The organism is Stutzerimonas sp. C6.4V (assembly GCF_058536345.1).
The window spans coordinates 1,590,690-1,616,195 of the sequence record NZ_JBZUBM010000001.1 but is presented as its reverse complement, the minus strand read 5'-3'; the positions used below and the strand labels follow the sequence as shown (position 1 = coordinate 1,616,195).

Annotated in this window: 26 protein-coding genes, 1 pseudogene and 1 riboswitch; of the genes and pseudogenes, 21 read left to right on the top strand and 6 right to left on the bottom strand. The window is 55.7% G+C overall.

The window, feature by feature from the left end; translation table 11 throughout:
- Positions 1 to 88: 88 nt before the first annotated feature.
- A riboswitch (guanidine-I (ykkC/yxkD leader) is annotated at positions 89 to 187 on the bottom strand.
- A gap of 445 nt (positions 188 to 632) precedes the next feature.
- Positions 633 to 890, top strand: coding sequence for a hypothetical protein (locus tag AC4LFW_RS07720; RefSeq protein ID WP_491818510.1), 258 nt, complete (start codon positions 633 to 635; stop codon positions 888 to 890).
- A 375-nt stretch (positions 891 to 1,265) separates the two neighbouring features.
- On the opposite strand, the gene AC4LFW_RS07715 is transcribed toward AC4LFW_RS07720, so the two are convergent.
- Positions 1,266 to 1,520 (bottom strand): hypothetical protein, encoded by a 255-nt coding sequence (locus tag AC4LFW_RS07715; RefSeq protein ID WP_491818509.1) that lies wholly within the window; start codon positions 1,518 to 1,520, stop codon positions 1,266 to 1,268.
- Between the two features lie 426 nt (positions 1,521 to 1,946).
- Here AC4LFW_RS07715 and AC4LFW_RS07710 point away from each other — a divergent pair, with 426 nt between their 5' ends.
- The 13 genes from AC4LFW_RS07710 (at position 1,947) to AC4LFW_RS07650 (ending at position 12,675) form a co-directional block, all read left to right on the top strand.
- A complete protein-coding gene (locus AC4LFW_RS07710; protein WP_491818508.1) occupies positions 1,947 to 3,077 on the top strand; it encodes a phage/plasmid replication domain-containing protein in 1,131 nt (376 codons plus the stop codon).
- A 178-nt stretch (positions 3,078 to 3,255) separates the two neighbouring features.
- Positions 3,256 to 3,486 (top strand): hypothetical protein, encoded by a 231-nt coding sequence (locus AC4LFW_RS07705; protein ID WP_491818507.1) that lies wholly within the window; start codon positions 3,256 to 3,258, stop codon positions 3,484 to 3,486.
- Positions 3,487 to 3,499: 13 nt separating this feature from the next.
- On the top strand, positions 3,500 to 3,811 hold the full coding sequence (locus AC4LFW_RS07700; RefSeq protein WP_491818506.1) for a hypothetical protein: 312 nt from the start codon (positions 3,500 to 3,502) through the stop codon (positions 3,809 to 3,811).
- A gap of 3 nt (positions 3,812 to 3,814) precedes the next feature.
- Positions 3,815 to 4,024 (top strand): hypothetical protein, encoded by a 210-nt coding sequence (locus tag AC4LFW_RS07695; RefSeq protein WP_491818505.1) that lies wholly within the window; start codon positions 3,815 to 3,817, stop codon positions 4,022 to 4,024.
- Between the two features lie 2 nt (positions 4,025 to 4,026).
- Positions 4,027 to 4,230 (top strand): major capsid protein, encoded by a 204-nt coding sequence (locus AC4LFW_RS07690; RefSeq protein ID WP_491818504.1) that lies wholly within the window; start codon positions 4,027 to 4,029, stop codon positions 4,228 to 4,230.
- Between the two features lie 198 nt (positions 4,231 to 4,428).
- A complete protein-coding gene (locus AC4LFW_RS07685; protein ID WP_491818503.1) occupies positions 4,429 to 5,841 on the top strand; it encodes a virulence factor TspB C-terminal domain-related protein in 1,413 nt (470 codons plus the stop codon).
- A 2-nt stretch (positions 5,842 to 5,843) separates the two neighbouring features.
- Complete coding sequence (locus AC4LFW_RS07680) at positions 5,844 to 6,158, top strand: DUF2523 domain-containing protein (RefSeq protein WP_491818502.1); 315 nt, start codon at positions 5,844 to 5,846, stop codon at positions 6,156 to 6,158.
- 3 nt (positions 6,159 to 6,161) lie between these two features.
- Entirely contained in the window at positions 6,162 to 7,349 is a 1,188-nt protein-coding gene (locus tag AC4LFW_RS07675; RefSeq protein WP_491818501.1) for a zonular occludens toxin domain-containing protein, read from the top strand.
- A 306-nt stretch (positions 7,350 to 7,655) separates the two neighbouring features.
- Entirely contained in the window at positions 7,656 to 8,837 is a 1,182-nt protein-coding gene (locus tag AC4LFW_RS07670) for a site-specific integrase (RefSeq protein WP_491818500.1), read from the top strand.
- A 124-nt stretch (positions 8,838 to 8,961) separates the two neighbouring features.
- Positions 8,962 to 10,254, top strand: a complete 1,293-nt coding sequence (locus tag AC4LFW_RS07665) for a tyrosine-type recombinase/integrase (protein ID WP_199270045.1) — start codon at positions 8,962 to 8,964, stop codon at positions 10,252 to 10,254.
- Positions 10,255 to 10,584: 330 nt separating this feature from the next.
- Entirely contained in the window at positions 10,585 to 10,791 is a 207-nt protein-coding gene (locus tag AC4LFW_RS07660; RefSeq protein ID WP_158188535.1) for a hypothetical protein, read from the top strand.
- 633 nt (positions 10,792 to 11,424) lie between these two features.
- Positions 11,425 to 11,898, top strand: coding sequence for an Xre family toxin-antitoxin system antitoxin (locus tag AC4LFW_RS07655; protein WP_158188536.1), 474 nt, complete (start codon positions 11,425 to 11,427; stop codon positions 11,896 to 11,898).
- A gap of 108 nt (positions 11,899 to 12,006) precedes the next feature.
- Positions 12,007 to 12,675: a DUF6088 family protein gene (locus AC4LFW_RS07650; protein WP_342406465.1), complete on the top strand. Its 669-nt coding sequence runs from the start codon at positions 12,007 to 12,009 to the stop codon at positions 12,673 to 12,675.
- Between the two features lie 265 nt (positions 12,676 to 12,940).
- On the opposite strand, the pseudogene AC4LFW_RS07645 reads toward AC4LFW_RS07650, so the two are convergent.
- The 5 genes and pseudogenes from AC4LFW_RS07645 to AC4LFW_RS07625 form a co-directional block, all read right to left on the bottom strand.
- Positions 12,941 to 13,150 (bottom strand): annotated as a pseudogene (locus AC4LFW_RS07645) (helix-turn-helix domain-containing protein); the annotation flags it as partial.
- A 140-nt stretch (positions 13,151 to 13,290) separates the two neighbouring features.
- Positions 13,291 to 13,587: a BPSL0761 family protein gene (locus AC4LFW_RS07640; protein WP_307876491.1), complete on the bottom strand. Its 297-nt coding sequence runs from the start codon at positions 13,585 to 13,587 to the stop codon at positions 13,291 to 13,293.
- Between the two features lie 291 nt (positions 13,588 to 13,878).
- The gene (locus tag AC4LFW_RS07635) at positions 13,879 to 15,378 is read right to left on the bottom strand and encodes an SLC13 family permease (RefSeq protein ID WP_158188538.1); all 1,500 of its coding nucleotides are present in this window, start codon (positions 15,376 to 15,378) and stop codon (positions 13,879 to 13,881) included.
- 190 nt (positions 15,379 to 15,568) lie between these two features.
- On the bottom strand, positions 15,569 to 15,859 hold the full coding sequence (gene catC / locus AC4LFW_RS07630; RefSeq protein ID WP_158188539.1) for a muconolactone Delta-isomerase: 291 nt from the start codon (positions 15,857 to 15,859) through the stop codon (positions 15,569 to 15,571).
- A gap of 15 nt (positions 15,860 to 15,874) precedes the next feature.
- Positions 15,875 to 16,996, bottom strand: coding sequence for a muconate cycloisomerase family protein (locus AC4LFW_RS07625; RefSeq protein WP_158188540.1), 1,122 nt, complete (start codon positions 16,994 to 16,996; stop codon positions 15,875 to 15,877).
- 145 nt (positions 16,997 to 17,141) lie between these two features.
- Between AC4LFW_RS07625 and AC4LFW_RS07620 the strand changes: the two genes are divergently transcribed.
- The 7 genes from AC4LFW_RS07620 to AC4LFW_RS07590 all read left to right on the top strand — a co-directional run bounded on the left by AC4LFW_RS07620 (position 17,142) and on the right by AC4LFW_RS07590 (position 25,321).
- Positions 17,142 to 18,008, top strand: coding sequence for a LysR family transcriptional regulator (locus tag AC4LFW_RS07620; RefSeq protein WP_491818499.1), 867 nt, complete (start codon positions 17,142 to 17,144; stop codon positions 18,006 to 18,008).
- Between the two features lie 91 nt (positions 18,009 to 18,099).
- Entirely contained in the window at positions 18,100 to 19,011 is a 912-nt protein-coding gene (locus AC4LFW_RS07615) for a LysR family transcriptional regulator (protein WP_128121794.1), read from the top strand.
- A gap of 319 nt (positions 19,012 to 19,330) precedes the next feature.
- Positions 19,331 to 20,605, top strand: coding sequence for a salicylate 1-monooxygenase (gene salA / locus AC4LFW_RS07610; RefSeq protein ID WP_491818498.1), 1,275 nt, complete (start codon positions 19,331 to 19,333; stop codon positions 20,603 to 20,605).
- An 88-nt stretch (positions 20,606 to 20,693) separates the two neighbouring features.
- The gene (gene catA / locus AC4LFW_RS07605) at positions 20,694 to 21,629 is read left to right on the top strand and encodes a catechol 1,2-dioxygenase (RefSeq protein ID WP_158188542.1); all 936 of its coding nucleotides are present in this window, start codon (positions 20,694 to 20,696) and stop codon (positions 21,627 to 21,629) included.
- Positions 21,630 to 21,673: 44 nt separating this feature from the next.
- On the top strand, positions 21,674 to 22,819 hold the full coding sequence (locus AC4LFW_RS07600; protein ID WP_158188543.1) for an NAD(P)-dependent alcohol dehydrogenase: 1,146 nt from the start codon (positions 21,674 to 21,676) through the stop codon (positions 22,817 to 22,819).
- Positions 22,820 to 22,846: 27 nt separating this feature from the next.
- Positions 22,847 to 24,298 (top strand): aldehyde dehydrogenase, encoded by a 1,452-nt coding sequence (locus tag AC4LFW_RS07595; RefSeq protein ID WP_158188544.1) that lies wholly within the window; start codon positions 22,847 to 22,849, stop codon positions 24,296 to 24,298.
- Between the two features lie 102 nt (positions 24,299 to 24,400).
- Positions 24,401 to 25,321 carry a SphA family protein gene (locus AC4LFW_RS07590; protein WP_423835318.1) on the top strand — a complete coding sequence of 307 codons (921 nt, stop codon included), beginning with the start codon at positions 24,401 to 24,403 and terminating at the stop codon, positions 25,319 to 25,321.
- Positions 25,322 to 25,506: the final 185 nt, after the last annotated feature.

The following is a 25,506-nucleotide window of genomic DNA, read 5'->3' as shown; positions in this document are numbered from 1 at the left end:
GCTGGCCGGTCGTCTTGTCGAATCCGAGCGGTGGCATAAAGGAGCCTCCAGTGAGTGGACATGGCAAAGGAGCTGCGTTTCAAACGCCGTCTCCCGGGCTTTTATCCCGCCGTGTAACCTCACTGGAGGTCGCCAACTCTCGGACCAGCCACTCGCAATGCGAGCCGGAACCCTAGTCAGCTATTTCGAATTTTCTCGTCCGTGAGCCGCAGCTTCCTGGCGTTAGTGTTAAAGCAAGACCGATGCCAACGAAAAACAGGGCGTATTTGAACGCCTGAGCCGGGTTTCCGCGCCATACCGCGTACCATATTTGTGCAATGCTGATTGTCGTCGCCACATTAGAGAGCGCCATAGGCTTCAAACTACCGGTGAGCCCAGATAGCCTGGCGAGCAGTCATGAGTTCGCATAATGGGACTCGGGATTATGTTGAGGCGGCGTCTTGGGACTATCAAACGGCCAAGGTGTCGCCGTAACATCAATCCCGGATTATGCGAGGCGGTACCATTTTGTTGACCAGGAGCGCGCCGGCGCCGACAGGAATGGTACCAAAACGCTAGGAGTGCCCTGAATGATTTGGTACCATTTTCCCGATCGAGGAACGAACCTGGTTCAACGGAAAGGTACCAAAACCATGCTGATCAAATTTGAAGTAGACGATGCCCAAGCTACGCTCATGCGTGCCCAGTACGGCCAGAATGTCGCCAGCAAGGCGTTTAAGATGGCCGCTCTAGATGCGGTCGATCTTTCCCGTATCGTGCGCGAGCAAAAGCATGAAATTGCCAAGCTCAGGCAGATTATTGCAGTCCAAAAACAGACGATTGACCGCGCTGCTGATGCTGCTCGCGGCCTGTTGGATCATGTTGCACAGGGAGATTTGATCGATGCTTGATACCTTTCTTATTTGTCTGCTTGTCCTGCCCGCCATCTGGGGTACATGCCAGATTTTCGACTTTTTGTTTGGACCTGATTGAACCTCGACCATGCCGCTTGCGGCATATTAGTCGCCGGCACTCCCCTGAGACTGACGCTGTAGCCTCTGCGACGACACCCGCGCAGCGGCCCCAACCCCAGATAGCAAAAAAGCCCCCAGCGGCCTTAGCGGCCCTCTGGAGGCTTTTCGCGTCCCCGTCCTGGCGTCCCCCTCAAAACTCAATCCGCGTGCTGATTAACCAAACTGGCTACCTCGGCAGCTTCCGGCTTCGCCTTGCAGTCTCCCAGGACCGCCAACACCTGAGACGGTCAGGTCATGGTAATTCGGTAGCTTTCAGCGGCGCTTCTTGAACATTTCGTCAAGCTCTGCTGGTATCTCGATGTATTCAATCTGTGCGCATCGTGCCGCTATCTTGCCGCTAATTCCGGCTTGCTGAACCTTTCCGTTGATCGCGTCGGCGATGCTTCGGCACTGCTCTTCCTGCTCCATGTGCAGCGGGGGATCTGCGTATGGAATTGATCTTGGTACAGGGTCTGTGACCGTTATCAGCAGCAGCCATGCCTTTGATCCAACTATCCCGATTGGCATCCATGCTCCTCGCTTTTTTTATCCTGCTTTCAGGCTGAGTGGGTGGGGGTGCTGTTACACCCCCACTTTGGTATGGATTCCCATACAAACCTTTACAGCTCGCACTCCAAAACCAGCTCTCCGCTTTGCGTTACCTGAACGCAAGGTACTGATTTTTCTAGGATTTTGTGCGCAAGCTCGCTGTCTTTCATGGGCATTAGGCCCTGCTTAACCAGTAACTTATTGATTTCTATGCACTTTTTCCGCAGAGCTTCCTGCTCAGCGTTCGATAACCGCAAGGTCGCTGGCATTGTCAATTTACCCATAAATAAATACCCGTCGAAGTCTACGTGCATGCATGTGATTTGTGTTGACGCACGCAAGTTCCCTCGTATACATTTCGCTCCATTGTGATTTGCATGCATGCATGCTTCGGGGTGAGAAGGGATGTTCATCGACTGGTTTACGGTGTCTCAGGAGCACTCAACAGATCTCCCAATCGTTTGCGATATATTGACGCTCACGATTGACACCAATACCAACGAGGTCATCAGTACCCGCCAGCCTCGTTTCAAGCATGAAGCCAGCCATTCCACTTCGGTCACGATTCACGTTCAGGGCCGCAAAATTCGAGTCGAAGGCAATCCAAGCCGGGTAGGGCGGCTGGATAACCTCTTCGGGTTCTCGACCATCGAGCAGTGTGTTTCGGTTTATAACCAGCTCCTTGCTGAATACGGACTTCCTGGCTTTACCCGCTGCACTCGCGTCGATCTTCGTGACGGTGCTTCGGGCGCCAAGTCCGGTGACCGTGTTGCAGATGGCGCAAAGATTGAGCGTCTCGACCTGACAACCAACGTATCGGTTGGGGAGGGCAACGTACTTGCCTATCTGCGCGGCGTTTCTTCTCAGCGCATCGGTCACAGCGTCGGCTTTCTCTACCCGAACGGTCGCACCGTCTCTTGGACCCCCAAGGGCAACGGTAAAGGCGGTCGCCTCCAGTATCGCAAGGCTTACGACAAAGCTTTTGAGATGGACGAAAACCTTCTCCCGAAGATGAAGCGCCTCTATGGCGATCAGTCCCCCGAATACCTGTATGTCATGCGCGTCCGCAACTACTGCGCCGAGTTCGGTGTTGTGCGTATGGAACAGGAGTTGAAGAGCGAATATCTCCAGCGTGAAGGGCTTTGTTATTGGGGCCTGTTTGATGAAAGGCGTTTTGCCGAACTCCATGACGAGTTTTTGAGAATTGACGAGCGATTGAAGGTGACCGCGATGGACATCGTTTCCATATCTGAACAGCTCTTAGCTGAGCAAATTGTTGAAAATACCCGTGCTGCAAATACCACCGCGATGTATGCGATTCAGTGGATGCACGGCCAGCAATTCGACTTCGACAAGTCCGCTGTCAAGACTCACGCAGCCCGCCTAAACCGCATCGGCATCAACATCCGCAATGCTTGCGACACCAGCCGCTTTGCTCCTGTCTTCGTCCGTCAGGCCCGCGAAATCACCAAGTCCACCGTCCTGCCGATTCCGAGCTGGTACCAGCGCCCGAACCATTTGCAGGTGGCCGCATGATCCTCTTTGACCGTGTTTTTTGTGACCTCTGCGATTGCCACATTGGGCAGCTCCACAACATGCCAGTTGATTCTACGGCGCTCCTGGATCTTACAACTGCGCCACATTTTGCAGTCTGCCCCGACTGTTTCGACGCCTCCGAGATTGTTGATCCGAACTTCTTTTTGGAGTCCGTCGCATGAGGACCGTCAGCTTTCAAGGCACCCAACTGACCGCCGGCCAGCGCCGCACGATGCAAATGCAGCAGCAGGCTAGGGCGTTCGTGAACCCTGTCCTGCAGCAGCAAGTTAACGAAACTCTGGCAGCCGTTGACGCTCGCCAGTCTCTGGGCATCAAGCCCGAACGCCAATGGTTCTTGGATCGCCAAGAGCGTGGCACCCCATGCGTTGCCGAGCTTTTCGGCTTCTAACCGGAGATACACCATGAAACTTCGAGTAACTGTTACCGCCAACTGCACTTCACGCTCCGGTAAGTCTGCCAAAGGCAATGACTACACCATGGCCGAAGCTTATGCCCATCTTCCCGGTTGCGACTTCCCGCAGAAGTTTTCGTATTACTGTACAAAGCAGAATGAAGTACTCCCAACTGGTGATTATGAGTGTGATGTAACCGGAGAGGTTAAAGACGGCCGCGTTCAATTCAACTTCGATCCTCGCCAGTCCCGTCGTATTTCAACAGTTCAAACTGCTCCTGCTCAGCAGCAGGTACCTGCTAAAGCAGCAGGCAGTAACTAATCCATGAATTTTCTCGGCTGTGATTCTGCTTGGACGCTCGGGCCTGCCGGTGAGATCGGCTGTTCCGGTGCGCTTACTCAGTACACATCCGAGGAGATGTCCGCCCTGTTAACACCAGGGCTTTCAGCAGAAGACCGTAACGAACTCATCGGCCTTACGGTGGCCTTGTTTGCCGCGGTCTTCGTCATCCTCGTCATCAAAAAGGTGCTCTAACCATGAAACCGCAAAATATTGCTGTTCAACTCGCTGTTGTATCTGGACTGGTTTTCGGTGCAGTCGTTCCGGCCTTTGCTGCCGTTGATACAACCGTTTCCACTGCTCTGGCTGAAGCCAAAACCGACGTCACCACCATCGGCGGCCTCGTCCTGGTCGTGATCATCGCGGCTGCTGCGTTCAAGTATCTGCGCCGCGCTCTCTAATCCAGGGCGATCCGCAGCGGGCCACCCTGGTAACTCGGTGGCCCTTTTTTTTCTCAGCATCGCGGCTCCGTTTTTGCGGAGTTAGCGACGCAGGAGCAACCCGCAAAACGGACCCGCATATATGACCTTTGATCCGAATGTATATGTTCTCGTCGTTGTAACAGCGGCGTTTGCTTTTTTGTTCTTTGGGCGGGTGTGATGAAAAAAACGTTCTTTTTATTTTGTTCGCTTTCTCTCTATTCAAATATAAGCTTTGCCGTCTCTTATTATTGGCAGGATATGTATGGCCAGGGATCCTATCCTGATGCGCTAACTGCCTGTAAGGCCACCCATGCTTCCACTGTATCTGCAACGGTCCGTTCCGATGGTCTTGTTGCCAGCTGCAACATTAGTTCCGGTGGAAGTTTGGGATCTGTATATCGAATGGGCGACACTTGCCAACCTGATGCTACCTATAATCCCATCTCAGGTGGCTGTGATGCGCCTCAGCCTCCACAGGAAGACCCCTGCCTCCCCACCACCGGCAACAAAATCGGCCACCGCCACAAACTCGGCGAAATCGTTCTGGGCACCGTTGGTTATTCTCCGCCTCCATCCTCTGTCTGTAGTGGCTCCTGCCAATATTCAGACCCTGAAATGGACGGCAAGCCGTATCGTTTCGTGAGTGGCGACCCATCTGGCGCCTGGGCGACCTATTCCTATTTCGGCGATGGCGTTACCTGTGCGGCGGGTGAAACGCCAGTCGATGCGCCCAGTGAAAATAAGCCGGAAGCCCAGAAAACATCAGAATGTACCAATAAGGTCTGTTTAGTTACTGACTCTAACGGCTCTTGTCAGCAATACACATATAGTTGCACTGCAACCGAGACGTATACCGACCCTGGCAAACTTGATTGCGATTTCGGTTCGGTCGATGGAAAGGCGGTATGTGTTCCAAATTCCCCGGCGCCTAAGATGACCGAAAAGGAAGTTACTACCGATATAGAAGTAAAGGAAAATTCGGACGGTTCCAAAGACACAAAGACCACCACCACGACCAATACAACCAATTGCATTGGTTCAGGTTCTTGCACCACCACGACCACCACTACTGTCAGCAACAGCAAGACCAATCCCGATGGTTCGGACGGTGGCACATCTTCCAGCTGTACCGGTTCGGACTGTTACGACAGTGACGGCAAAACCCAGCAGGACCGCGAAGAAGAAGAGGGCGCAGAAACCAAGGTAACAGGTGAGTCTTGCGATGTGCCTGTGGCCTGCCAGGGCGATGCCATCCAGTGCGCGATTCTCCGTCAGCAAAAGGAGGAGGTCTGCGCGACGCAAAAGGCCATGGATTGGGAAGGCAACAAGCAACAGGTCACCGACGCTGTTCAGGGCGAGCAATATCAGGTGAAAGAGGAGGTCATCGAAGCGCCGTCGTTCATCGCCAGCGGTACCCGCTTTCTGACGTCCAGCTGCCCAGCGCCACGTCGTGTCAGTTTGCTTGCGGGTGCCAATGTTGAGATGGACTTTGCTCCGTTCTGCTCGTTTGCCGAAGGGATCGCCCCGGTAATCGTTTCCTGTGCGCTGCTGTTTGCCGCGCTCTATGTTGGTCGTGGAGTTGGAGGTTAACCATGCAATTTGTTCTGTTGTTCTCGATGCTCAGTGCCGTTGTCGGCCCCCTGGTCAAGTCGGTGTTGCGCCTGCTTGGTATCGGCTTGATTACCTATACCGGCATCAACCTTGTTATCAACGAGGCCAAAGATGCCATCGTCGGCAAGTTTGGATCGTTGCCGCCCGAGATCGGCGCGTTGCTCGGGCTCGCCCAGGTGGACGTCGCCATCAATATCTACTTTGCCGCCATCGTTACCCGCATGTTGATCAACGGCCTCAGCCAGACCGATAAGATCGGCAGGTATAAATTCCTGACCGGCACAGGGCAGGGCTAAACCATGTCTTCTCCGATCGTCCTTCGCACCGGTTTGCCCGGCAACGGCAAGACCCTGAACACCATCAAGGAAGTAGACGCCCAGGCCAAGGCCGAAAGCAGGGTGGTCTACTACCACAACGTCTCCGGCCTAGATCCATCCAAGCTCAAGGCGCAGTGGTTCGAGTTCGAAGACCCGCTCAAGTGGCACGAGCTCCCCAAAGATTCCATCATTGTCGTGGATGAGGCGCAGGGCAGTGAGTCGCAACCCATGTTTGGCGTCCGCGACCCTCGCCACGCCGTACCGCCTCATGTGTCCGCCTTCGAGACGGTCCGTCACCGTGGCCATCAGATTCATCTGATCACCCAGGACCCGCGCTTTCTCGATGTGCACATTCGCCGTCTCTGCAACATGCACATTCACTACTGGCGGATTTTCGGCAGCCAGAAAGTCAGCCGGTACGAGACGCCCCGCGTGGTCACTGACGTCGAAAAGCTCAGCAGCTTCAGCCAGTCGAGCCGGACGATCATCACGCTCGATAAGAAAATGTTCGGCGTCTACACAAGCTCCCAGGGCGAACACCATTTCAAGTTCAAGCCATCGCGCAAGGCAGTGTTGGCGGTTGGTGTCATCCTGGTTGCTGCAATCGGCGTCTATTCGCTGATCCAGAAATACTCGGGCGGTGCCGATGCCGCTGCCACTGGTGATGTGGTAGCCCAGGTCAAGGAGGCTGCTGGATCAGTCCTGCCCAGCATCGCTAGACCGGCTGGCGTTTCAGGCATGGGCACGCCTGTAACCAAGGCCGAATACCTTCAGGCCCGCATGCCCCGTATCGAACAGCTGCCATCGTCTGCGCCGATCTACGATGGGCTTACCGAGGCCAAGGCCTATCCGCGCCTTTACTGCTTGAGCAGCACCGACGAGGCGTCTTACCGGCGCAATTACGGCGGCATGGCTACCGCAGTCGTCAACGGCGTTCCCACCGTCTGCCAGTGCTACACGCAACAGGGCACCCGTGTTGATACGGACTTTCAGTTCTGTGCGACCGCCGTCGAGCGTGGTTACTTCGATCCTGCCATCCCGGACCGTGGCTCCCGCGAAGACAACCGCGACCAACGCCAGCGGCAGCAGGTGCCCGGCAAAGCCGATCCTGACCGACTGCCCGAACCCAAGCTGACCGTCGTGGGCAACCCGAACAGCATGATCAACTAGCCGCTTCGCATAATCTATATTATGTTAAATTAGCGAAATGGTGATGCTAGTAACCAGCACCAGTCCTTCACCTGTGGCTCCTGACAGTAAAAGAGATAAAACCTGATCAAAAAAAATACTGCAAAATCAGAGAGGTATGGGCTGTCTTGTTCTGGAAGCCCATTACTGCCCGCCGATATCCAGCCGAAAAAGCAGACTCCAGAAGCTTTTTGAACGGTTCAAAAAAAATAAAAACAAGACTAAAAAGTCTCTGCTACGGTTACGGAAAGCAGCTTTGAACGCTACCACCTGTAGATGGAGCCTCCGATGCCAGCATACACCAGAGACCCGCATCCGCTCTTTGCCGGTCCCGAGTCTATGCTTTTGGACCTTAAGCAGTACTATGCTTGCTACCCCTGCGTCGCAGCCTATCTCAGGAGTTTTTTGGCCGAGTTTGACGTTGAGAAGGATTTTGAATGGGGGCTTCGTTTTCTAGCCCTCCATAATCGTGCAGCCGGAACCTACGGTATTTACCGTACTTTTGTGGAGCGTCTGCTTCTATGGAGCTGGATCTTCGCTGGTAAATCGGCTTTGACATTAAATCGAAATGAATTTGAACAATTCGTTGGTTTCTGCAAAAGGCCACCTCGGCCTTGGGTCGGTGTAGCACCTTCGGCGCGATTCACTCAAAGCGACGGTAATTGGACGTTCAACGAAGGCTGGCGACCTCTCAACATCCGCAGTCAACCGGAGTCAAAATCTTACAGACCATTCACTGGTACATTGAGACAGATACAGAGCATCTGCAGTTCCTTCTACAATTTCCTACATGCAGAGGATGCAGCCGCAGTCAATCCAGTCGTCGCGTCTAGATTGCAGAGTGGGAGTGCAGACAAAGCAGATCACCCCGCCCGACGCTTCCTAACTTCAGGCCAACTCTTTCGTGTCATGCAAATTCTAGAGATTCGTGCAACAGGCGACCCTGCGGGAGAGCGCGCTCTTTTCATTGTAGCTGCGACTGTATTTTTGTGCCTACGCGCGACTGATCTTGCAGCGAGTGGTGAGTACTGGCCAAGTATGGATTGTTTCTCGTTTGAGGACGGCAGTTGGTGGTTGGTCCTAGATATCCCAGGCACCCAGCCGCAAAGGATCGCAGTCAACCCTAAATTTTTACCCTACTTGAAACGATACCGGAAAAGCAGAGGACTATCACCGCTGCCGGAACAAGATGACGGAGTTCCGCTTCTAGAGACTAGCCACGGGCGTCCGGGGCTTAGCGTTCGCCAAATTCGAGAGGTCGTTCGTGCAGCGCTCAGACAGGTGCATGCGGATATTACTTTAGAGGAAGAAAACGGCGGTCATTGGGACATTTTACTTGCGTCAAACCCGAGGCTACTGAGGGACAGTGGCGCAAGGAGTAGCGCTCAAACCCGCCTGCCCGCCGAACTGAAACAAGATCTACGTATTACGAGTCTCGCATATACCTATGGTAGGTATTATCAGGATTAACCGTGACGGACCGTCGTTCCACACAGCAATATCCGATAATCACCAGACCCGGATATTGCACAGATACGCTGAAAGAGTCAGTCTATACACCTCCAGTTAACTCCGTCCGGATCATTAACACAGGATGTCGCAGCGCCCTCAGCCACTTTTCGAGACCTTTGAGCGCTTCCACGGACTCAACTTTCTACACCTGCATGGCGAGCTGCCTCTGGTGTGCGACTTCCTTTTGGACTTTCCTGGGGAGCTTCAGGCCACAGAGGGATATATGGCAGTCAGAGGCTTTCTGAAGTCCTACGTAGGCAACGAAGCCACGTTCAACTCCTATCGAACGCACGCCGAGCGGCTCCTATTGTGGTCACTTTTGTTGGCCGGTAAGCCTCTTCTGGCTTTGAGGCGCCGCGATGCCGAGGCCTTCATGGACTTCTGTCTAAACCCACCTGCCGACTGGGTGGGACCGGTAGTTAAATCGAGGTTTTTACGTATTGGCGGCAGGAAGCCGCTGGAAACGGACAGTTTTATGATCAACCAAGACTGGCGTCCGTTCACCTATACAGTCGCTAAGCGGGAGCGCAAAATCGCGGCGGAATCCGCGGGGCCCCTTCCCTCCCGGGTCTATCGGATGTCCCAGGGTTCCGTCGGTCAGGTGTTTGCTGTGTGTGGCAGTTTTTTCCAACACGCCATCGATGAGGGGCTGACTGAGGTCAACCCGTTTCGCGCAGTGAAGCAAAAGTGGATCTACAAGCAACGCAATACGGTGGATGTCGCTTCTCGCTCGTTGACCCAGCTGCAATGGAGCTACGTGATCGAAACCGCTGAGCTAATGGCTGCGGAGGATGCACTGTATGAGCGAACGTTGTTTATTGTTGCCACCTTGTTTTCTATGTACCTGCGGGTCTCCGATCTAGTCGGACGCGATAACTGGACGCCAACGATGGGCGATATTCGTCGCGACAGCATGGGTAACTGGTGGTTTCATGTGGTGGGCAAAGGCAACAAAGCTGCGAAAATCAGCGTCCGGGATGATTACATCCACGCCTACCTGGTGCGCTACCGTGTACACCTCGGGCTTCCTCCCCTGCCCTCCGCTCATGAGAGCACTCCGCTAATTGGCTCACTAAAAGGTCGAGCTGGGCTTTCTGACCGCCACATTCGATTGTTGCTACAGGAACTGTTTGATCGTTCGTTGGCGCGCATGTCTGAGGAAGGCTGGAGCGATGACGAGATTGATCAGCTGCGCTCGGCGTCGTTGCATTGGTTGCGCCATACATCCGCCACTTTCGATGCACCGCACCGTGACATGAAGGATCTCCAGGCCAACCTTCGTCACAACAGTATGAGTACCACCCAGAATACCTATTACAACTCGCTAGATGAGCAGCGCGCTCACTCCGTAAAGGGGCTAAAAGTAAAACAGTAGCCCCAAAAAAGTAGGTTATCGCTGCTCGAGCCCGCTCTCAACAGCCAGGACAGTCCAATCAGGCTGAGCGGCTAAGCCCTCTAACCTCCGGGGAAATCCTACCAGTCACTTCTCGAGGGAACGCGCTGCCAGCTAATTCACGGGCTACACTCACGGTTCTATGGAAGTAAGAGAATACAACGCAATCCAGCGTGTCGCCGTTTCGGTAGCTTCAGATCCGCTTCACTGGACGGTAGAAGACACATCATCCAGAGTGTAGGCTTGTTAATTTCTGCGGGCCGTCTGAAGCTCTAGCTTCCGAGACAATTGATTGATAGTAGGGGCTCATGCATGTCAAATGACGATGGAAATTCATTATCAAAAATCCGCTCGGATGCCATAGACAAAATTCGTCGGCTGCAGCGATCACCGCGCTACCACAGCTTTTTCAACGCGGAGGCAATCGAAGCCTTTAATAAGATAGAGAGCTCTGCCCTAGCAGGTGGGACAATTACGCATACCGACAAGATAGGCTCGAAGGGCAATGGCAGCACGTAACCTTCGGCCGTCTCATCAGCTCAAGGCGCTCATTCGTCCTTCCCGTTTAAATCTGCTGCTATCTTACCGAACGAACCCCAGCGACGGACCAGGTCATCGATTCGATCGGGAATGTGTTTAGTCTTGCTAAGCACTAGGCAGCGGGTCGTGCCTACATATTCCTCAAGCAGGTAAAGCACCCCCACGTCGGCATCCATCATTAGCAGAATTTCGTCGGTCAATCTCATAGTGCAGTCGTCGTCCTAGTCCTCGATATTCACACGCTGTGTCATCGCGATTCCCCAGAAACAGTCGGAATAGATGTGCGCAGGGGGGAGGCAGCGGCGAGCCACTACCAGCAAAGTCCCGCGGCGCATGCCACCAGCTTAGCAATGACCGCTCCGCCTCCGAAGGATAGTAATGGGCGATGAGCCAGCCGCTAACGTTGCGATCAATAACCTTTAAAAAATATAAAACCGGAAACTGGACATACAACGTTTTCAAAGCACGCTAAGCGGATGCGTCAGATGGACACCGTGATCGACACTGGCTTTGAGCAGAGCAATACTACATACCGATGCAGCTTTTGATGCTAAGCGCAGTGTGGATCAAGCGGAGCCAAAGGTTTGTCGGTCGCATATGGAGGAGCTCTTTATGGTTAACGCCGCCAGGCGTGCCGATAAAACGGCACTCGCCGCCCGCAAGCCTACGGAGTACCTCCTCCGTAGTGACCCTGGACTGCTCAGTCCAACTATGGTTTACAAACTGACTGCCGAGGGGTTCGAGATGAAAGATGTGCAAGACATGCTTTCGATTTCCGATCTCTACTCGGCGGAGAAGGTCCTTACCCGCATCGTGGGCAAATCCGCTAGGACGATTCAACGACAGAGCAAGGGAAATCAAACCGTGCGCCTCAGCTCTGTGCAGAGCGCTGTGGCCTTTCAATTTGCTACGCTCCTGGAGCGCGCTACCAAAGTGTTCGGTACTCAAATGCTAGCCGAAGAATGGCTGGGTCGGCCCTGCAGATATCTGGAAGGCGAAATACCTCTAGACGTTGTCAGCAATCCTGTGGGGTTTCAGGTAGTAAACGACTGCCTAGAGCGCATTGAGTACGGGGTTTATCAGTGAGCCAGCTGCGCGATCGGGCTCAAGCACGAACTGCAAGTAACAGTCCTTAGCTCGCGGCTGAAGGATTGCTCCACCTTCCTATCTGACGTAAACCATTCAAAGGTACTCATGTCTGTCGCGAAAGCTGTCTGGAGCCGAGTCAAGCACATGCGAAAAGGGAGGCCTTTTTCACGCAACGTTTTCGCGCAGGTAGGTTCAAGAGCTGCGGTTGATAAGACACTTTCAAACTTAGTGAAATCAGGCCTTCTGGAGCGTGTCGCTCGCGGCGTCTATATGCGCCCAAAGATGAGCATATACACCGGCTGCAGGGTACGCCCAAGTCCGATAGACATTATGATGGTTCTTGCTAAGGCGAACGGCGAGACGATCCAAATACACGGGGCGGAGGCTGTTAGGAGGTTGGGCCTCAGTACGCAGATGCAGGTTGTGCCGACCTACTACACCAGCGGTACTACCCGCGTGATCAAAGCTGGCAATGCGGTGGTTCGCCTCAGGCATGTCTCTAATGCGCGCATGCAGTACGCCGGAACGAAGATAGGAACGGTGCTCACCGCGCTCTATTACCTCGGAAAACAGGGGTTGTCCGCGCAGGTCATTTCCAGGATCACAAAAGCCATGAGTAGCGAAGAGTTGCGTAAGCTAAAAGGTTGTAAAATGCCAGTATGGATGCGATCGGCATTGCTTCTTGTGAATGAAGCGGCTTTAGGCCCTGCTTCGAACGATCCGAGTGCGCTAAACACCAGATGCAAACTCTTGCCGCCTCGCAATACTCATTGATCTATAGCTGAAAGCACCTGGCCGCGCAGGGCGTAAATCGGCCAATGCAGCATTCATCAGCGGCCCGCTGCCAACCGCCCCCTCCATGCCCGTCGCGCTAACCGAGGCGCAGGCGATGGCGCTGGCTAGCGCGCGGATGGACTAAAGCCGCTAACAGGCATTCTTACTCGGGCTGACTTCGATAACGCCATAGTAGACCCAGTAGTTGAAGCAACTCGCTCGCTCAATGATTTTTTCTTCGCTATAGGTCGCGCTAGATTTCGCCCAGTCCTTGCTGTTCCATTCGGAACTTGATGGCCTCGACGGGATCCGAAGGCGGCATTGGATAATGCGCCTCCTCGTATTTCTCAATTAACGCCGCGAGCTCTTCCAGTTCATCACATTCTAACGAACCGATCTGCGCGCCCCACAGGTGCTCCAAGCGCGCCAAAGCCGTAGCCAGGTCGCTTTCGCTACGAATCGGCTCGATTTTCATTACACTGCCTCTGCGTTGATCTGGTGCACTGCGCCTGCATTATCCAGCGTTACTTTCAGCTTCATTTTTCAACTGATATTCCCAAATCAGTCCGCGTTGCAGGCACTCCCTTACCCAGCGCGAGGACTCTGCTACGTCACCTACGGTGTGGCTGAGCTCGCATCAGCGCTCTCGTCACAAAACATCGGATCTACGACAAGCCAAAGGCCGAGCGACGGATGCAGAGGACCATGCTTATCCTCTAACAGTCGTAGCTCGTATCGACGCCGTTCTTCAGCCCTACCAGCTAGCCAAACATCATCAGAGGTGGGGTAATGCCTCAATAGATGTTTTGCCTGACGACGTAAGGATTCAGGTAGAGATGATTCTCTAGACAATTCAAGAAGAAAATTTCGTGTCTGCACAACGGCGGCGGTACGTTCTTTTACCAAGCTCATAGGGGCAATGCTCCCGGATTATTTTGCCAGCGGGGAGACGGTGACCGCCCCAAGCGCAAGCGTCAGTATAGCGAGCCGAATCCGTTAGCTACACCTACTGTTAGGAAGCCGTACTTTACCCACCGGCGGTATCCTGGCCAGCAACTCCACTTTGCAAGTCTAACCCCCTCAAACAAAGCCGAGGTCCCCACAACTCAGAAGGGGATAGACCATCGGTTATAAGACCACCGCCAGCCGCAATCATACGGCCAGGGCAAAATCTCAAGCCATCCTACTAGGACGGGCCGGCCATCAAAACGAGACGTCAAAGACCAGCGGTACGATTGTATAAAGCGCGACGATGATCAGAAGCAACCCGATGACGTTCATCCAGATACCAGCTCGAATCATGTGCCGGATAGGCAGGTCCCCTGTGGCGAACGCGACGGCGTTGGATGGCGTGGCAACGGGCAGCATGAAGGCGCAGCTGACTGCAAACGTAACGACAATAGTCATCAGCAGCGGATCGATACCAAGTCCTACCGCAATCGAGCCCATGATGGGAAAGAATGCCGCTGCGGTAGCTGTGTTGCTCGTAAGTTCGGTGAGAAGGATGATGACTAATGCGGTCACGATCAGGATAAGTATCGGGGGTAACCCGGCGAGTCCGGAAACGCTCTCGCCTATCCAGACGCTCAGACCTGTGGCTGTGAATTGCGCTGACAAGGTCAAACCGCCGCCAAATAAGATCAGGACACCCCAAGGAACATCACGCGTCGCTGACCAGTTGAGCAGAGCTCCCTGCCCTTTGGTTGCTGGAACCACGAACATAAGCACGGCAGCCAGAATCGCCACACTGGTGTCGTTAACATTAGTCAGCCATGGAAGTGCCCCTTCAATCAGCGGAATCCGTGCCAGCAGCGGAAGGAATACCCAACAGAAGACGGCACCTGAAAACACCATCAGCACGCGGCTCTCTTCGGCTGATAACGGCCCCATAGTCTTCAATTCAGCCTCGATCATGTCGCGGCCACCCTTAATATCACTCACCTCCGAGCGAAATATGATTTTGGTCAGAACCAGCCAGGCAATTAGGAGCATGACCAGAGCAAACGGAACACCCAATAGCATCCAATGCCCAAACCCGATCTCTAGCCCATGCGAATTGGCCAAATAGGCGCGCATGAGCGCCATTGGAGGCTGGCCAATCAGGGTTGCCATCGAGCCAATGGTGATTGCATAGGCGATACCAATCAAAACCGCCGCCGAGAATTTTGGGGTCGCGTCTTCATTTCCTAGCGATTTGACGAGAAGAATGATCGAACCGCCAATCGGCATCATGATCACGGCTGTCGCCGTGTTGCTCACCCACATGGTGATGAACCAACTTGCGGCCATCAAACCGAACACGATTTGCGCAGGTTTGGTACCCACCGACAGAACCGTGAGCAGAGCGAATCGACGATGCAAATTCCAGCGTTGCGTGGCTAGCCCTAGCAATACGCCCCCCAGAACTAGGAACACGATCGAATTGGCGTAAGGCGTTGCAGCGTCGTTGATCGAGGTGATGCCCAGAAGCGGAAAAAGCACCAGTGGGAGCAGAGAAGTCACGGGAATTGGGATAGCTTCAGTGATCCACCATACCGCCATCAATATCGCAATGCCTGCGACTACCCTGGCGTTGGTATCGAGGGTATCGGGGAGCAGCAAGGCCGCGGCGAGAGCTATGGCTATTCCTATGACAAGCGACAGCGGCTTCAAGCCGGAGCTTTCAGTATTCCCGTGGGACGTAATCGCGTTTGGCTGATTCATTTCGAAGACTCTTGTTTTTATTAATGAGCAGCTATCGCCGTTGCAACGGTGTAGCCACTGGCGCAGGTTTCAGTGTTGCTCACGACGACACGACGAAAAACTGATTCGACGTGAGGCCGTAGTGATCGCCGGCTCCTTCTAAAGCAGCCATCTAATGCTTACTTGCTTCGTTTGAGGCCCTAGCTAAATATCAGCTGTCGTCCTCACGGATTGAGGACGGATGACGGCACAGCGGGCTGACCTCGATTTCCATGTAGGGGAACAACGGCAGTTGCATCAGTGTGTCGTGCAGTTCCTGGACACTGGCGACATCGAAGACGCTGTAGTTGGCGTACTGCCCGGCGATGCGCCACAGGTGGCGCCACTTGCCTTCGCGCATCAGCCCTTGGGCCAGTTCCTTCTCGTCGGCCTTGAGTTTCGCGGCCTTGGCCGGATCCATGTCGACCGGCAGTTTTACGATCATCTTTACGTGGAACAGCATTTTTCGAACCTCCAATCACGTGCGGCTGAAGAACGCCAGGCGCTCTTCATCGAGCGTCAGACCAAGGCCCGGCGTGCGCGGCACTTCCAGTTGGAAGTCGCGATAGACCGGCGCCTCGGTGACGATTTCTTCGGTGAGCAACAGCGGCCCGAACAGCTCGGTGCCCCAGGTCAGTTTGTTCAGGGTGACGAATGCGTGGGCCGAAGCCAGGGTGCCGATGGCGCCTTCGAGCATGGTCCCGCCGTACAGCGCGATCCCGGCCGCCTCGGCGATCTGCGCGGTGCGCAGCACGGGACGTGGCCCGCCGTTCTTGGCTATCTTCAGGGCGAAGATACTGGCCGCGCCGTCCGCTGCGAGGCTGAAGGCATCCTCGACGCTTTCGATGGATTCGTCGGCCATGATCGGCGCCGGGCTGCGTTGATTCAGGCGCACCTGCCCGCTGCGGTTTATCCGTGAGATCGGTTGCTCGATCAGGTCGATGCCGTTGTCACCAAGAATCTGGCAGGCACGGATTGCCTGGGATTCGTCCCAGTACTGGTTAACGTCGACACGCACGCTGGCGCGCTCGCCCAGCGCTTTCTTGATCGCGATGACGTGCTTGAGGTCAGCGTTCACCTCGTTCGCACCGATCTTCAGCTTGAAGATGCGGTGGCGGCGGATGTCGAGCATCTGTTCAGCTTCAGCGATGTCTTTCTCGGTGTCACCGCTGGCCAGGGTCCAGGCCACTTCCAGGCTGTCGCGCACGCGGCCACCCAGCAGCTCGCTGACGGGCAGTCCGAGGCGTTTGCCCTGGGCGTCGAGTAGCGCGCTTTCCAGGCCGGACTTGGCAAAGGTGTTGCCCTTGGCAGCCTTATCCAGACGCAGCATGGCGGCGTTGATATTCGCTGCATCCTGACCCACCAGAAGCGGGCCAAGATGGCTGTCGATGTTCTGCTTGATGCTTTCAGGGCTTTCGTTGCCGTAGGCCAGGCCACCGATGGTGGTGGACTCGCCGATGCCTTCGATACCGTCGCTGCAACGCAGGCGGATGATCACCAGCGTCTGCTGCTGCATGGTGTGCATCGCCAGCTTGTGCGGGCGGATGGTCGGCAAGTCGACGATGATCGACTCGAGGCTCACGATTCGGGGTGAAGTCATTTTGGCTTCCGTTTGCTATGAAATAGCGGTCCAAGAAACGATGCTTGATACCTGAAGAATCTTGTTTTCAGGCCGGTTAGAATCCCGCTACCGTGTATTCAAGGTCCAATATCGTTTTTATCTCGTACTATACCTAGGAGGTATCATGGAGCTTCGGCATGTGCGCTACTTCCAAGCAGTCGCCGAAACCCTGAACTTCACCCGCGCGGCCGAGCGCCTGAACATCGCCCAGCCCCCACTGAGTCGACAGATTCAGCAGCTTGAAGAGTTTTTGGGGACGGAGTTGTTGGAGCGCAGTCGCCCTCTCCAATTAACCGAAGCCGGCCGTTACTTTTATGAGCAGAGCGGGACGCTGCTACGCCAATTTCAGCAGGTATGCGAGCACACTCGGCGTATAGGTGAGGGGAAACGCCAGTGGCTGGGTATAGGCTTTGCCCCTTCTACACTTTATGCGGCGCTTCCTGAATTGATACGGGATCTGCGTCGAGACCCCGATCTCGAGCTGGGGCTGCACGAGATGACCACGCTACAACAGATTGAAGCCCTCAAAAGTGGACGTATCGATATCGGCTTTGGGCGAATTCATTTCGATGGCCCAGCTATTCACCAGCAGGTTCTCAGTGAAGATCGTCTGGTAGCCGTTGTACCTGTTGGGCACCGTTTGCTGGATCAACCCGTCACGCTTGACCGGTTGTCCCGCGAACCCTTCGTTCTGTATCCCGCAAATCCGCGACCGAGTTATGCCGATCACGTGCTGGCATTGTTCGCCAACCACGGGATGGGTATCCAGGTGTCGCAATGGGCCAATGAATTGCAAACCGCTATTGGTCTTGTGGCGGCTGGTCTCGGCGTGACACTGGTGCCAGCATGTGTTCAACAACAGCACCGCGCTGATATCGCCTACGCAGCCATTGAGGAAAGGGAGGCGGTGTCTCCAATCATCCTCAGCCGGCGCGCTGGCGATATCAGCAACATCGTCCAGCGCTGCCTCAAACTGATGTCGATGACGTAGGCCGTAGGCCGTAGGTTAGTTATCAATGCACAAAGCGGGCGTAACCCGAACATCGATCCGATAAATGCAGAAAATTGATGCAGGTTGAATAATGGAACTACGCGACCTAGACCTGAACCTTTTGCTGGTTTTTAACCAGCTGCTTATTGACCGCCGAGTGTCGACTGCTGCCGACAGCCTTGGGCTCACGCAGCCCGCGACAAGTAATGCGTTGAAGCGATTGCGCAAAGCGCTGAACGACGAACTTTTCGTGCGCACCCATCACGGTATGGAGCCCACCCCCTACGCGTTACAACTCGCCGACTCGATCACCCTCGCCATAGAAACCTTGCGTGAAGCATTCAAGCATGAGGAGCAGTTCGACCCCTTGACGGCAAGGCGCACCTTCACACTGGCGATGACGGACATCGGCGAGATCTACTTCATGCCAAAGCTGATGAACGCACTCTCTCGCTTAGCGCCTCATTGCTTGGTGAGTACGGTGCGAAGCAACACCGATACGCTGGCTGAAGATTTGCAGAGCGGCGCTGTTGACGTAGCCGTCGGCCTCCTGCCGAATCTTCAAGCGGGTTTTTTCCAACGTAGATTGTTCCACCACCAGTATGTTTGCCTTTGCCGACGCGATCACCCAGCTACGAAACAGCCGTTCACCCTGGAAGCCTATTCAAGCTATGAGCATGTCAGGGTCGTCGCGGCGAACACAGGGCATGGCGAGGCCGATGCGTTCATTCAGCGTGCCGGTGCCCAGCGCAATATCCGCCTCGAGGTGCCGCACTTCGTTGCAGTGGGACATATCCTGAAGCAATCCAATTTGATTGCGACCGTGCCGGAGCGATTCGCCAGCAGTTGTGCCGGACCGTTCGACCTCGTGCTGTTACCTCCACCTATGCCTTTGCCAGAAATTGCGATCAATCTGTTCTGGCACGCCAAGTACAACAAGGACCCGGCCAATCGCTGGATTCGCCAACTGATGTTTGATCTGTTTTCAGACTCGGCCGCGTAACCACCCGCCTGACCTCGCCTGTTGCGTTCCGTCGCCGACGGTAGAGCTACGTCAATCCTTTGGCAGACGCGTTTTAACCCTCTGTTAGACCACCTGATCTGCAGCGTTCCTTCGCCACTCCCACCGCGTAGTAAGCGAAAGCTCTGCCCAATTTTTATAGGCATCTCTGCGTCGACAAAACCTGACCTCTTCCAGGACGAACACCAAGCAATATTCACAACCGGCATATTCAACATAGGCATTGCGGTATTTACGGGGCGCGCAACACGACCAGATAGTGGAGGCATTCCAACAAAATAAATCCAATGAGAACCTTGCTATGCACCTGTCTTCTCCTCCTGCGATGCGTATTGGCATCGTTGGTGGCGGCATCGCCGGCGTCGCCCTTGCGCTAGATCTATGCCGTCATTCCCACCTTCACGTACAGCTCTTCGAGGCCGCCCCAGCCTTCGGCGAAGTGGGCGCTGGCGTCTCCTTTGGCGCCAACGCGGTTCAAGCGATTAAAGGGCTGGGTATCGGTGAGCCCTACCAACGAGTAGCCGACCGCACCCCTGCTCCTTGGCAGGACATCTGGTTCGAATGGCGCAAAGGCCGAGACGCCGGTTACCTCGGTGCCAGCGTCGCAGCAGGCGTCGGGCAATCCTCAGTGCACCGCGCAGACTTCCTGGATGTATTGGCCAGCGAGCTGCCTGATGGCATCGCTCAGTTCGGCAAACGGGCCGTTCGGGTCGAGCAGGACGGTACTCAGGCTCACGTATTTTTTACTGACGGAAGCAGCCACAGCTGCGACATCCTGATCGCTGCCGATGGCATCAAGTCCTCCATACGAGACCACGTCCTGGAGGGCCTCGGACAGCCCATGGCGTCACCGCGATTCAGCGGGACGTGCGCCTACAGGGGCATGATCGATAGCCAGCAACTGCGCGAGACCTATCGTGCACGCGGTCTGGATGAGCACCTGGTCAATGTTCCGCAGATGTACTTGGGGCTCGACGCGCACATCCTGACCTTCCCGGTTAAGCAAGGCCGACTGATTAATGTCGTCGCCTTTGTGTCCGACCGCAGTAGCGACAAGCCAGTATGGCCGAGCGACGCACCCTGGGTGCGTAATGCTTCCCAGCAGGAGATGCTGGAGGCTTTCGCAGACTGGGGGGACGCCGCTCGCGCACTTCTGGAGTCCATCCCCCACCCTACCCTGTGGGCACTTCACGACCTCGAGGAATTGCCGGGCTACGTTCATGGGCAGGTCGGCCTTATTGGTGATGCTGCACATGCGATGCTGCCACACCAAGGCGCAGGCGCCGGTCAGGGCCTTGAAGACGCCTGGCTCCTGGCTCGCTTGCTCAGCGACCCGCAGATTCTTAGCTCCCCACCCGCTGATGTCCTCAACGCCTACGACTCGATACGTCGGCCGCGAGCGTGCCGCGTGCAGCGAACGTCGTGGCAGGCCGGCGAACTCTATGAATTTCGCGACCCCGCTGTAGCAGATAACGAAGCATTGCTCGGAAAAACCCTGGCAGAACGCTTCGACTGGCTATGGAGCCACGACATGCAATCAGACCTTCAGTCGGCGCGCGCGCAGTTGGGCTGGTAGGGCCCCCAGCAACTGAAGTCGATTCCGATGCAGGCCTGCCGTCCGCCTGCCCTCAAAACTACCGATAAAAACAACAGGTGCTTTGCTCATGACAACTCGTATCTCTCATCAGCCTGAACTTCAGCAATTCTTTCGCCAGGCGGCCGGTTTGGACAACACCGGTGGTAACCCCCGCAATAAAGAGATCGTCCTGCGGATCCTGCAGGAAACCGCACGCATTATCGAAGACCTGCAGATCACAGATGACGAATTCTGGGCCGGGGTCAGCTATCTGAATCGCCTGGGAGGAAGCAACGAAGCCGGGTTGCTGGTTGCAGGCCTTGGCGTCGAGCATTTCCTTGATCTGTTGGCCGATGCACGCGACGAGGCTTCCGGTGTTTCCGGCGGTACTCCGCGGACGATTGAAGGTCCGCTATATGTTGCCGGTGCGCCGCTGTCCGAAGGCGAGGTGCGGATGGATGACGGAAGCGAGGACGGTGTTGCGACGGTGATGTTTCTCGAAGGTCGCGTCCTGGATATGCAAGGAAACCCCATCGCCGGCGCGACTGTCGACCTCTGGCAGGCCGATACCAAAGGCAACTACTCGTACTTCGACAAGAGCCAATCCGATTTCAACCTGCGTCGCCGGATTCTGACCGATGCCGAAGGCCGCTACCGCGCCCGTAGCATCGTACCGTCCGGTTATGGTTGTGATCCCGCCGGCCCGACCCAAGCCTGCCTGGACCAGCTCGGTCGACATGGTCAACGACCCGCCCACGTGCATTTTTTCATCTCGGCGCCAGGCTTCGAGCACCTCACCACGCAGATCAACCTTTCCAATGACGACCATCTTTGGGATGACTTTGCCTACGCGACCCGCGACGGTTTGATTGGCGAAATACGCTTTATCGAAGACCCCGCTCAAAGTGCTCAGCGCAATGTGGAGGGGCGCTTTGCCGAGATGAACTTTGACTTCCAGCTGCGACCAGCGCGCAGCGAGCAGGCCACCCAGCGCAGCCAGCGGCCGCGCGCCTTACAGGATTGAGCAGAAAAGCTGACCGCCTACGCCCATTACCTGAGGAAAAGACAATGTCCCAGCTCAACGCTCAGCCGTTAACCGTTCAAGTCGCCGTTCTTCGCGAAGCCGGCGCTCCTTTGCAAATCGAAAGCGCCACGTTAGGCGCTCCTGCACCTACCGAAGTCCGCGTGCGCGTGGTCGCTACCGGTGTCTGCCATACCGATATGGTGGTGCGGGATCAGCTGTTTCCCACGCCGTTGCCGATCGTCCTTGGCCACGAAGGGGCCGGCGTCGTGGAAGCCGTAGGATCGGCAGTGACCACCGTCGCCCCCGGTGACCATGTAGTGATGACGTATATGTCCTGCGGCCTATGCTCGCCCTGCGAAACCGGGCATCCAGCGCATTGCTCGCATATGCATCCGCTCAACTTCGGTGGCGGTCGGATCGACGGCAGCACCTCCAGTTGCAGCTGCGCCGATGAACATCCGATCCATGATCACTTCTTCGGCCAGTCGTCCTTCTCGACTCATGCAATGGCAAACGAGCGGAACGTGGTGAAAGTTCCCAAAGAGGCGCCCTTGGAGCTGCTAGGGCCATTGGGTTGCGGCATTCAAACCGGGGCAGGTTCAGTGCTTAACGCCCTTAGGGTTGAGGCTGGCTCAAGTTTCGTCGCCTTTGGCGCGGGCGCTGTAGGCCTGGCTGCAATCATGGCAGCAAGAGTCGCAGGCGCTACCACGATCATTGCAGTCGATGTGACGCCCAGTCGGCTGGAGCTGGCCCTCGAGCTCGGCGCTACCCACATCATCAACAGTCGCGAGGAAGACGCGGTACAGCGTGTGCATGCCATTACCGATGGCGGCGCCAACTACAGCCTCGAATGTTCCGGTCGTGCCGAAGTGCTCCGTCAGGCGATCGATTCGATCAGCATCCTTGGCACCTGCGGCATCGTTGGCGCGACCAAGATGGGTACCGAAGTGTCCTTCAACATCAATGACGTGATGATTCCGGGCAAGCGGATCATGGGAATAGTCCAGGGCGACGTCGTGGCCAAGGCGTTCATTCCCAAGCTGGTCGACCTGTACCTGCAGGGTCGCTTCCCCTTCGACAAGCTCTGCAAGTTCTACCCATTCGACGAAATCAATCAGGCAATGGCCGACAGCGAGAACGGCGTGACGATCAAGCCGATCCTTCGCATGCCCAGTTCCACTACCGCCTGACCCACCTATTCATTCCGAGGAACCTTCATGACCGTTCAACTCACCATTGATAACAGCAAGCGTGATGCTTCTGACGGCAAGACCTTTCAGCGGATCGATCCGTTGAACGGCAAGACTGTCAGCGTCGGTGCCGCCTGCAGCGTTGAAGATGCACTACAAGCAGCCGAATCCTCCGCGCGTGCATTTCGCACCTGGTCGAACACAGGGCCTACTGAGCGCCGCCGCATCCTGCTAGCTGCCGCCGATGCATTGGAAGCCAAGATGGCCGACTTCTGCACGGTTATGGCGGAAGAAATCGGTGCGTCGCAGCTATGGGCCCAGTTCAACGTAGGCGCCTCGGCAGGCTTGATGCGGGAGGCCGCGGCGCTAACTACCCAGATAAAGGGTGAAACCATTCCAACCGACAAACCTGGCGCCTTGTCGATGACGTTGCGTCAGCCGGTAGGCACCGTGTTGAGCATCGTGCCGTGGAACGGCCCGGTCATACTCGGTGCTCGGGCCATTGCGTACCCGTTGGCCTGTGGCAATACGGTGATTTTCAAAGGATCGGAAAACAGCCCGCGTACCCACGCGCTGTTAGCGGAAGCCTTCTATGAAGCGGGTTTGCCGGCGGGCGTGTTGAACTTCCTGATAAGCGCACCTGAAGACGCGGCAGCCGTGACCGAAGCGCTGGTCGCCCATGACAGCGTTCGCCGCGTCAACTTCACCGGCTCGACCAAGGTCGGGCGAATGATCGCGCAGACCTGCGCGACCCATCTGAAGCGCTGCCTGCTGGAACTGGGGGGCAAGGCGCCCTTCATCGTGCTGGATGATGCCGATATCGAAGGCGCAGTGAACGCTGCCGTATTCGGTGCGTTTCTCTACCAGGGGCAGATCTGCATGTCGACCGAGCGATTCGTGGTCGATGAGCGCGTTGCTGACGATTTCGTATCGCGCTTTTCGGCGCGAGTGGCTGCGCTGGAAACCAACGTGCCCAGCGAATCCGCGGCGTGTGTGATTGGCCCGATGATCGCTCAGGGTTCCGTGCAGCGTATCAATCAGCTGCTCGACGACGCCATTGGTAAAGGGGCGCAGATCGTTGCTGGAGGCCTGGCAGAAACCGCTCTGATGGCTCCGACATTGGTCGACCGAGTGACCCGGGACATGGACATTTACGATGAGGAAACCTTCGGCCCGGTAACCACCATCGTGCGCGTCAAGGACGCAGAGCAGGCTTTGGAAGTCGCCAACGACACCGCATACGGGCTCTCCTCCTCGATCTTCAGTGCCAACGTCACCAAGGCACTCAATCTGGCCGCGCGCCTGGACGCAGGGTGCGTACACATCAACGGTGCAACCGTGCAGAACGAGCCGCAGGCGCCTTACGGCGGCATGAAGAAAAGTGGTTACGGACGCTTCGACGGAAGCGCCGTGATCGAGGAGTTCACCGAGGTCAAGTGGGTCACGGTAGAACCTTCCGATCAGCCCTACCCGTTCTGATTCTACGATTCGGGCCGGCACGAGTGTCGGCCTTCGCCGCTACGTCGGCGATTCAAGTGCGATTACCGATACGTCACCGACTACAACAATAAAGTGGTGCATATGAACGATCTTCTCTCCGTAATGCGTGCCCATTACAACCCCTCCTCGCGCCTGTTGACAGGCACCGTTGCTGCCCTGCTGTCGCCCGTCGCTTTCGCCACAGAAGGCGGCGGTTCCTCGTACCCGATGGGTGCCGAAAACTATATGACCGGAGCGATGCCGCCGCCCGGCTTCTACACACAAGTATTCGCACAACGATATAGCGCTGACCGCCTTCGGGATGATGATGGTCGTAGCGCTGTGGCGCATTTCGATCTGGACGCCGCAGTCGTGGCGCCACGACTGATCTGGGTCACCGAACAAAAGGTCCTGGATGGCGACCTGGCGTTTCACATCAATGTGCCGTTCGTGGATCTGAAGGTTCAGGTCAACGAGCGGAGTCAGCGACGTCGTGGAATGGGCGACATTATCTTCGGTCCCTCTCTCGGCTATCACTACAGCGACAAGCTGCATGCCATCTATGCGGTCGATTTCTTCGCGCCTACCGGGCGCTATGACAGGGATGACTTGGCCAATATCGGACGCAACTATTGGGCAGTACAGCCACTGGCCGCCCTGTCCTATGTCGATCCTGCTGGGTTGAATTTCGATGTGAAGCTGATGTACGACTTCAACTTCCGTAACCCGGACACCGAATACCGCTCAGGACAGGAAGCGCATGCCGACTATTCGGCCGGTTGGGGATTTGGTAACGGCTGGGTCGTAGGCGTTGGCGGCTACGTTTATCGCCAGGTAACGGATGACAAACAATCTGGCGACACCGTAAACGACAACAAAGGCCGCGCATTCGCAATCGGTCCGTCGATTAAATACAGCGCAGACAGCGGCTGGTTCGTTACTGCCAAATGGCAGCGCGAGCAAGCTGTGCGTAATCGGGCCGAGGGCGAGGCTTACTGGTTGAAATTGACCATTCCTCTCTAATCAGTTCGGCATGGACCGAGCAGCACCGTGCGTTCGGAGTGTGATTCTCGCGGGGCCATATCCAGCGCTTTAGTAGGGATCCTGATTGGAGAATAAATCTCTACATACAGGCGATTGGCAGCGTGTTTATCGCCATCAGGATCTCTTCTATTCTTTTCTTAGTGCTCAGCGTTGCTATCGACTAG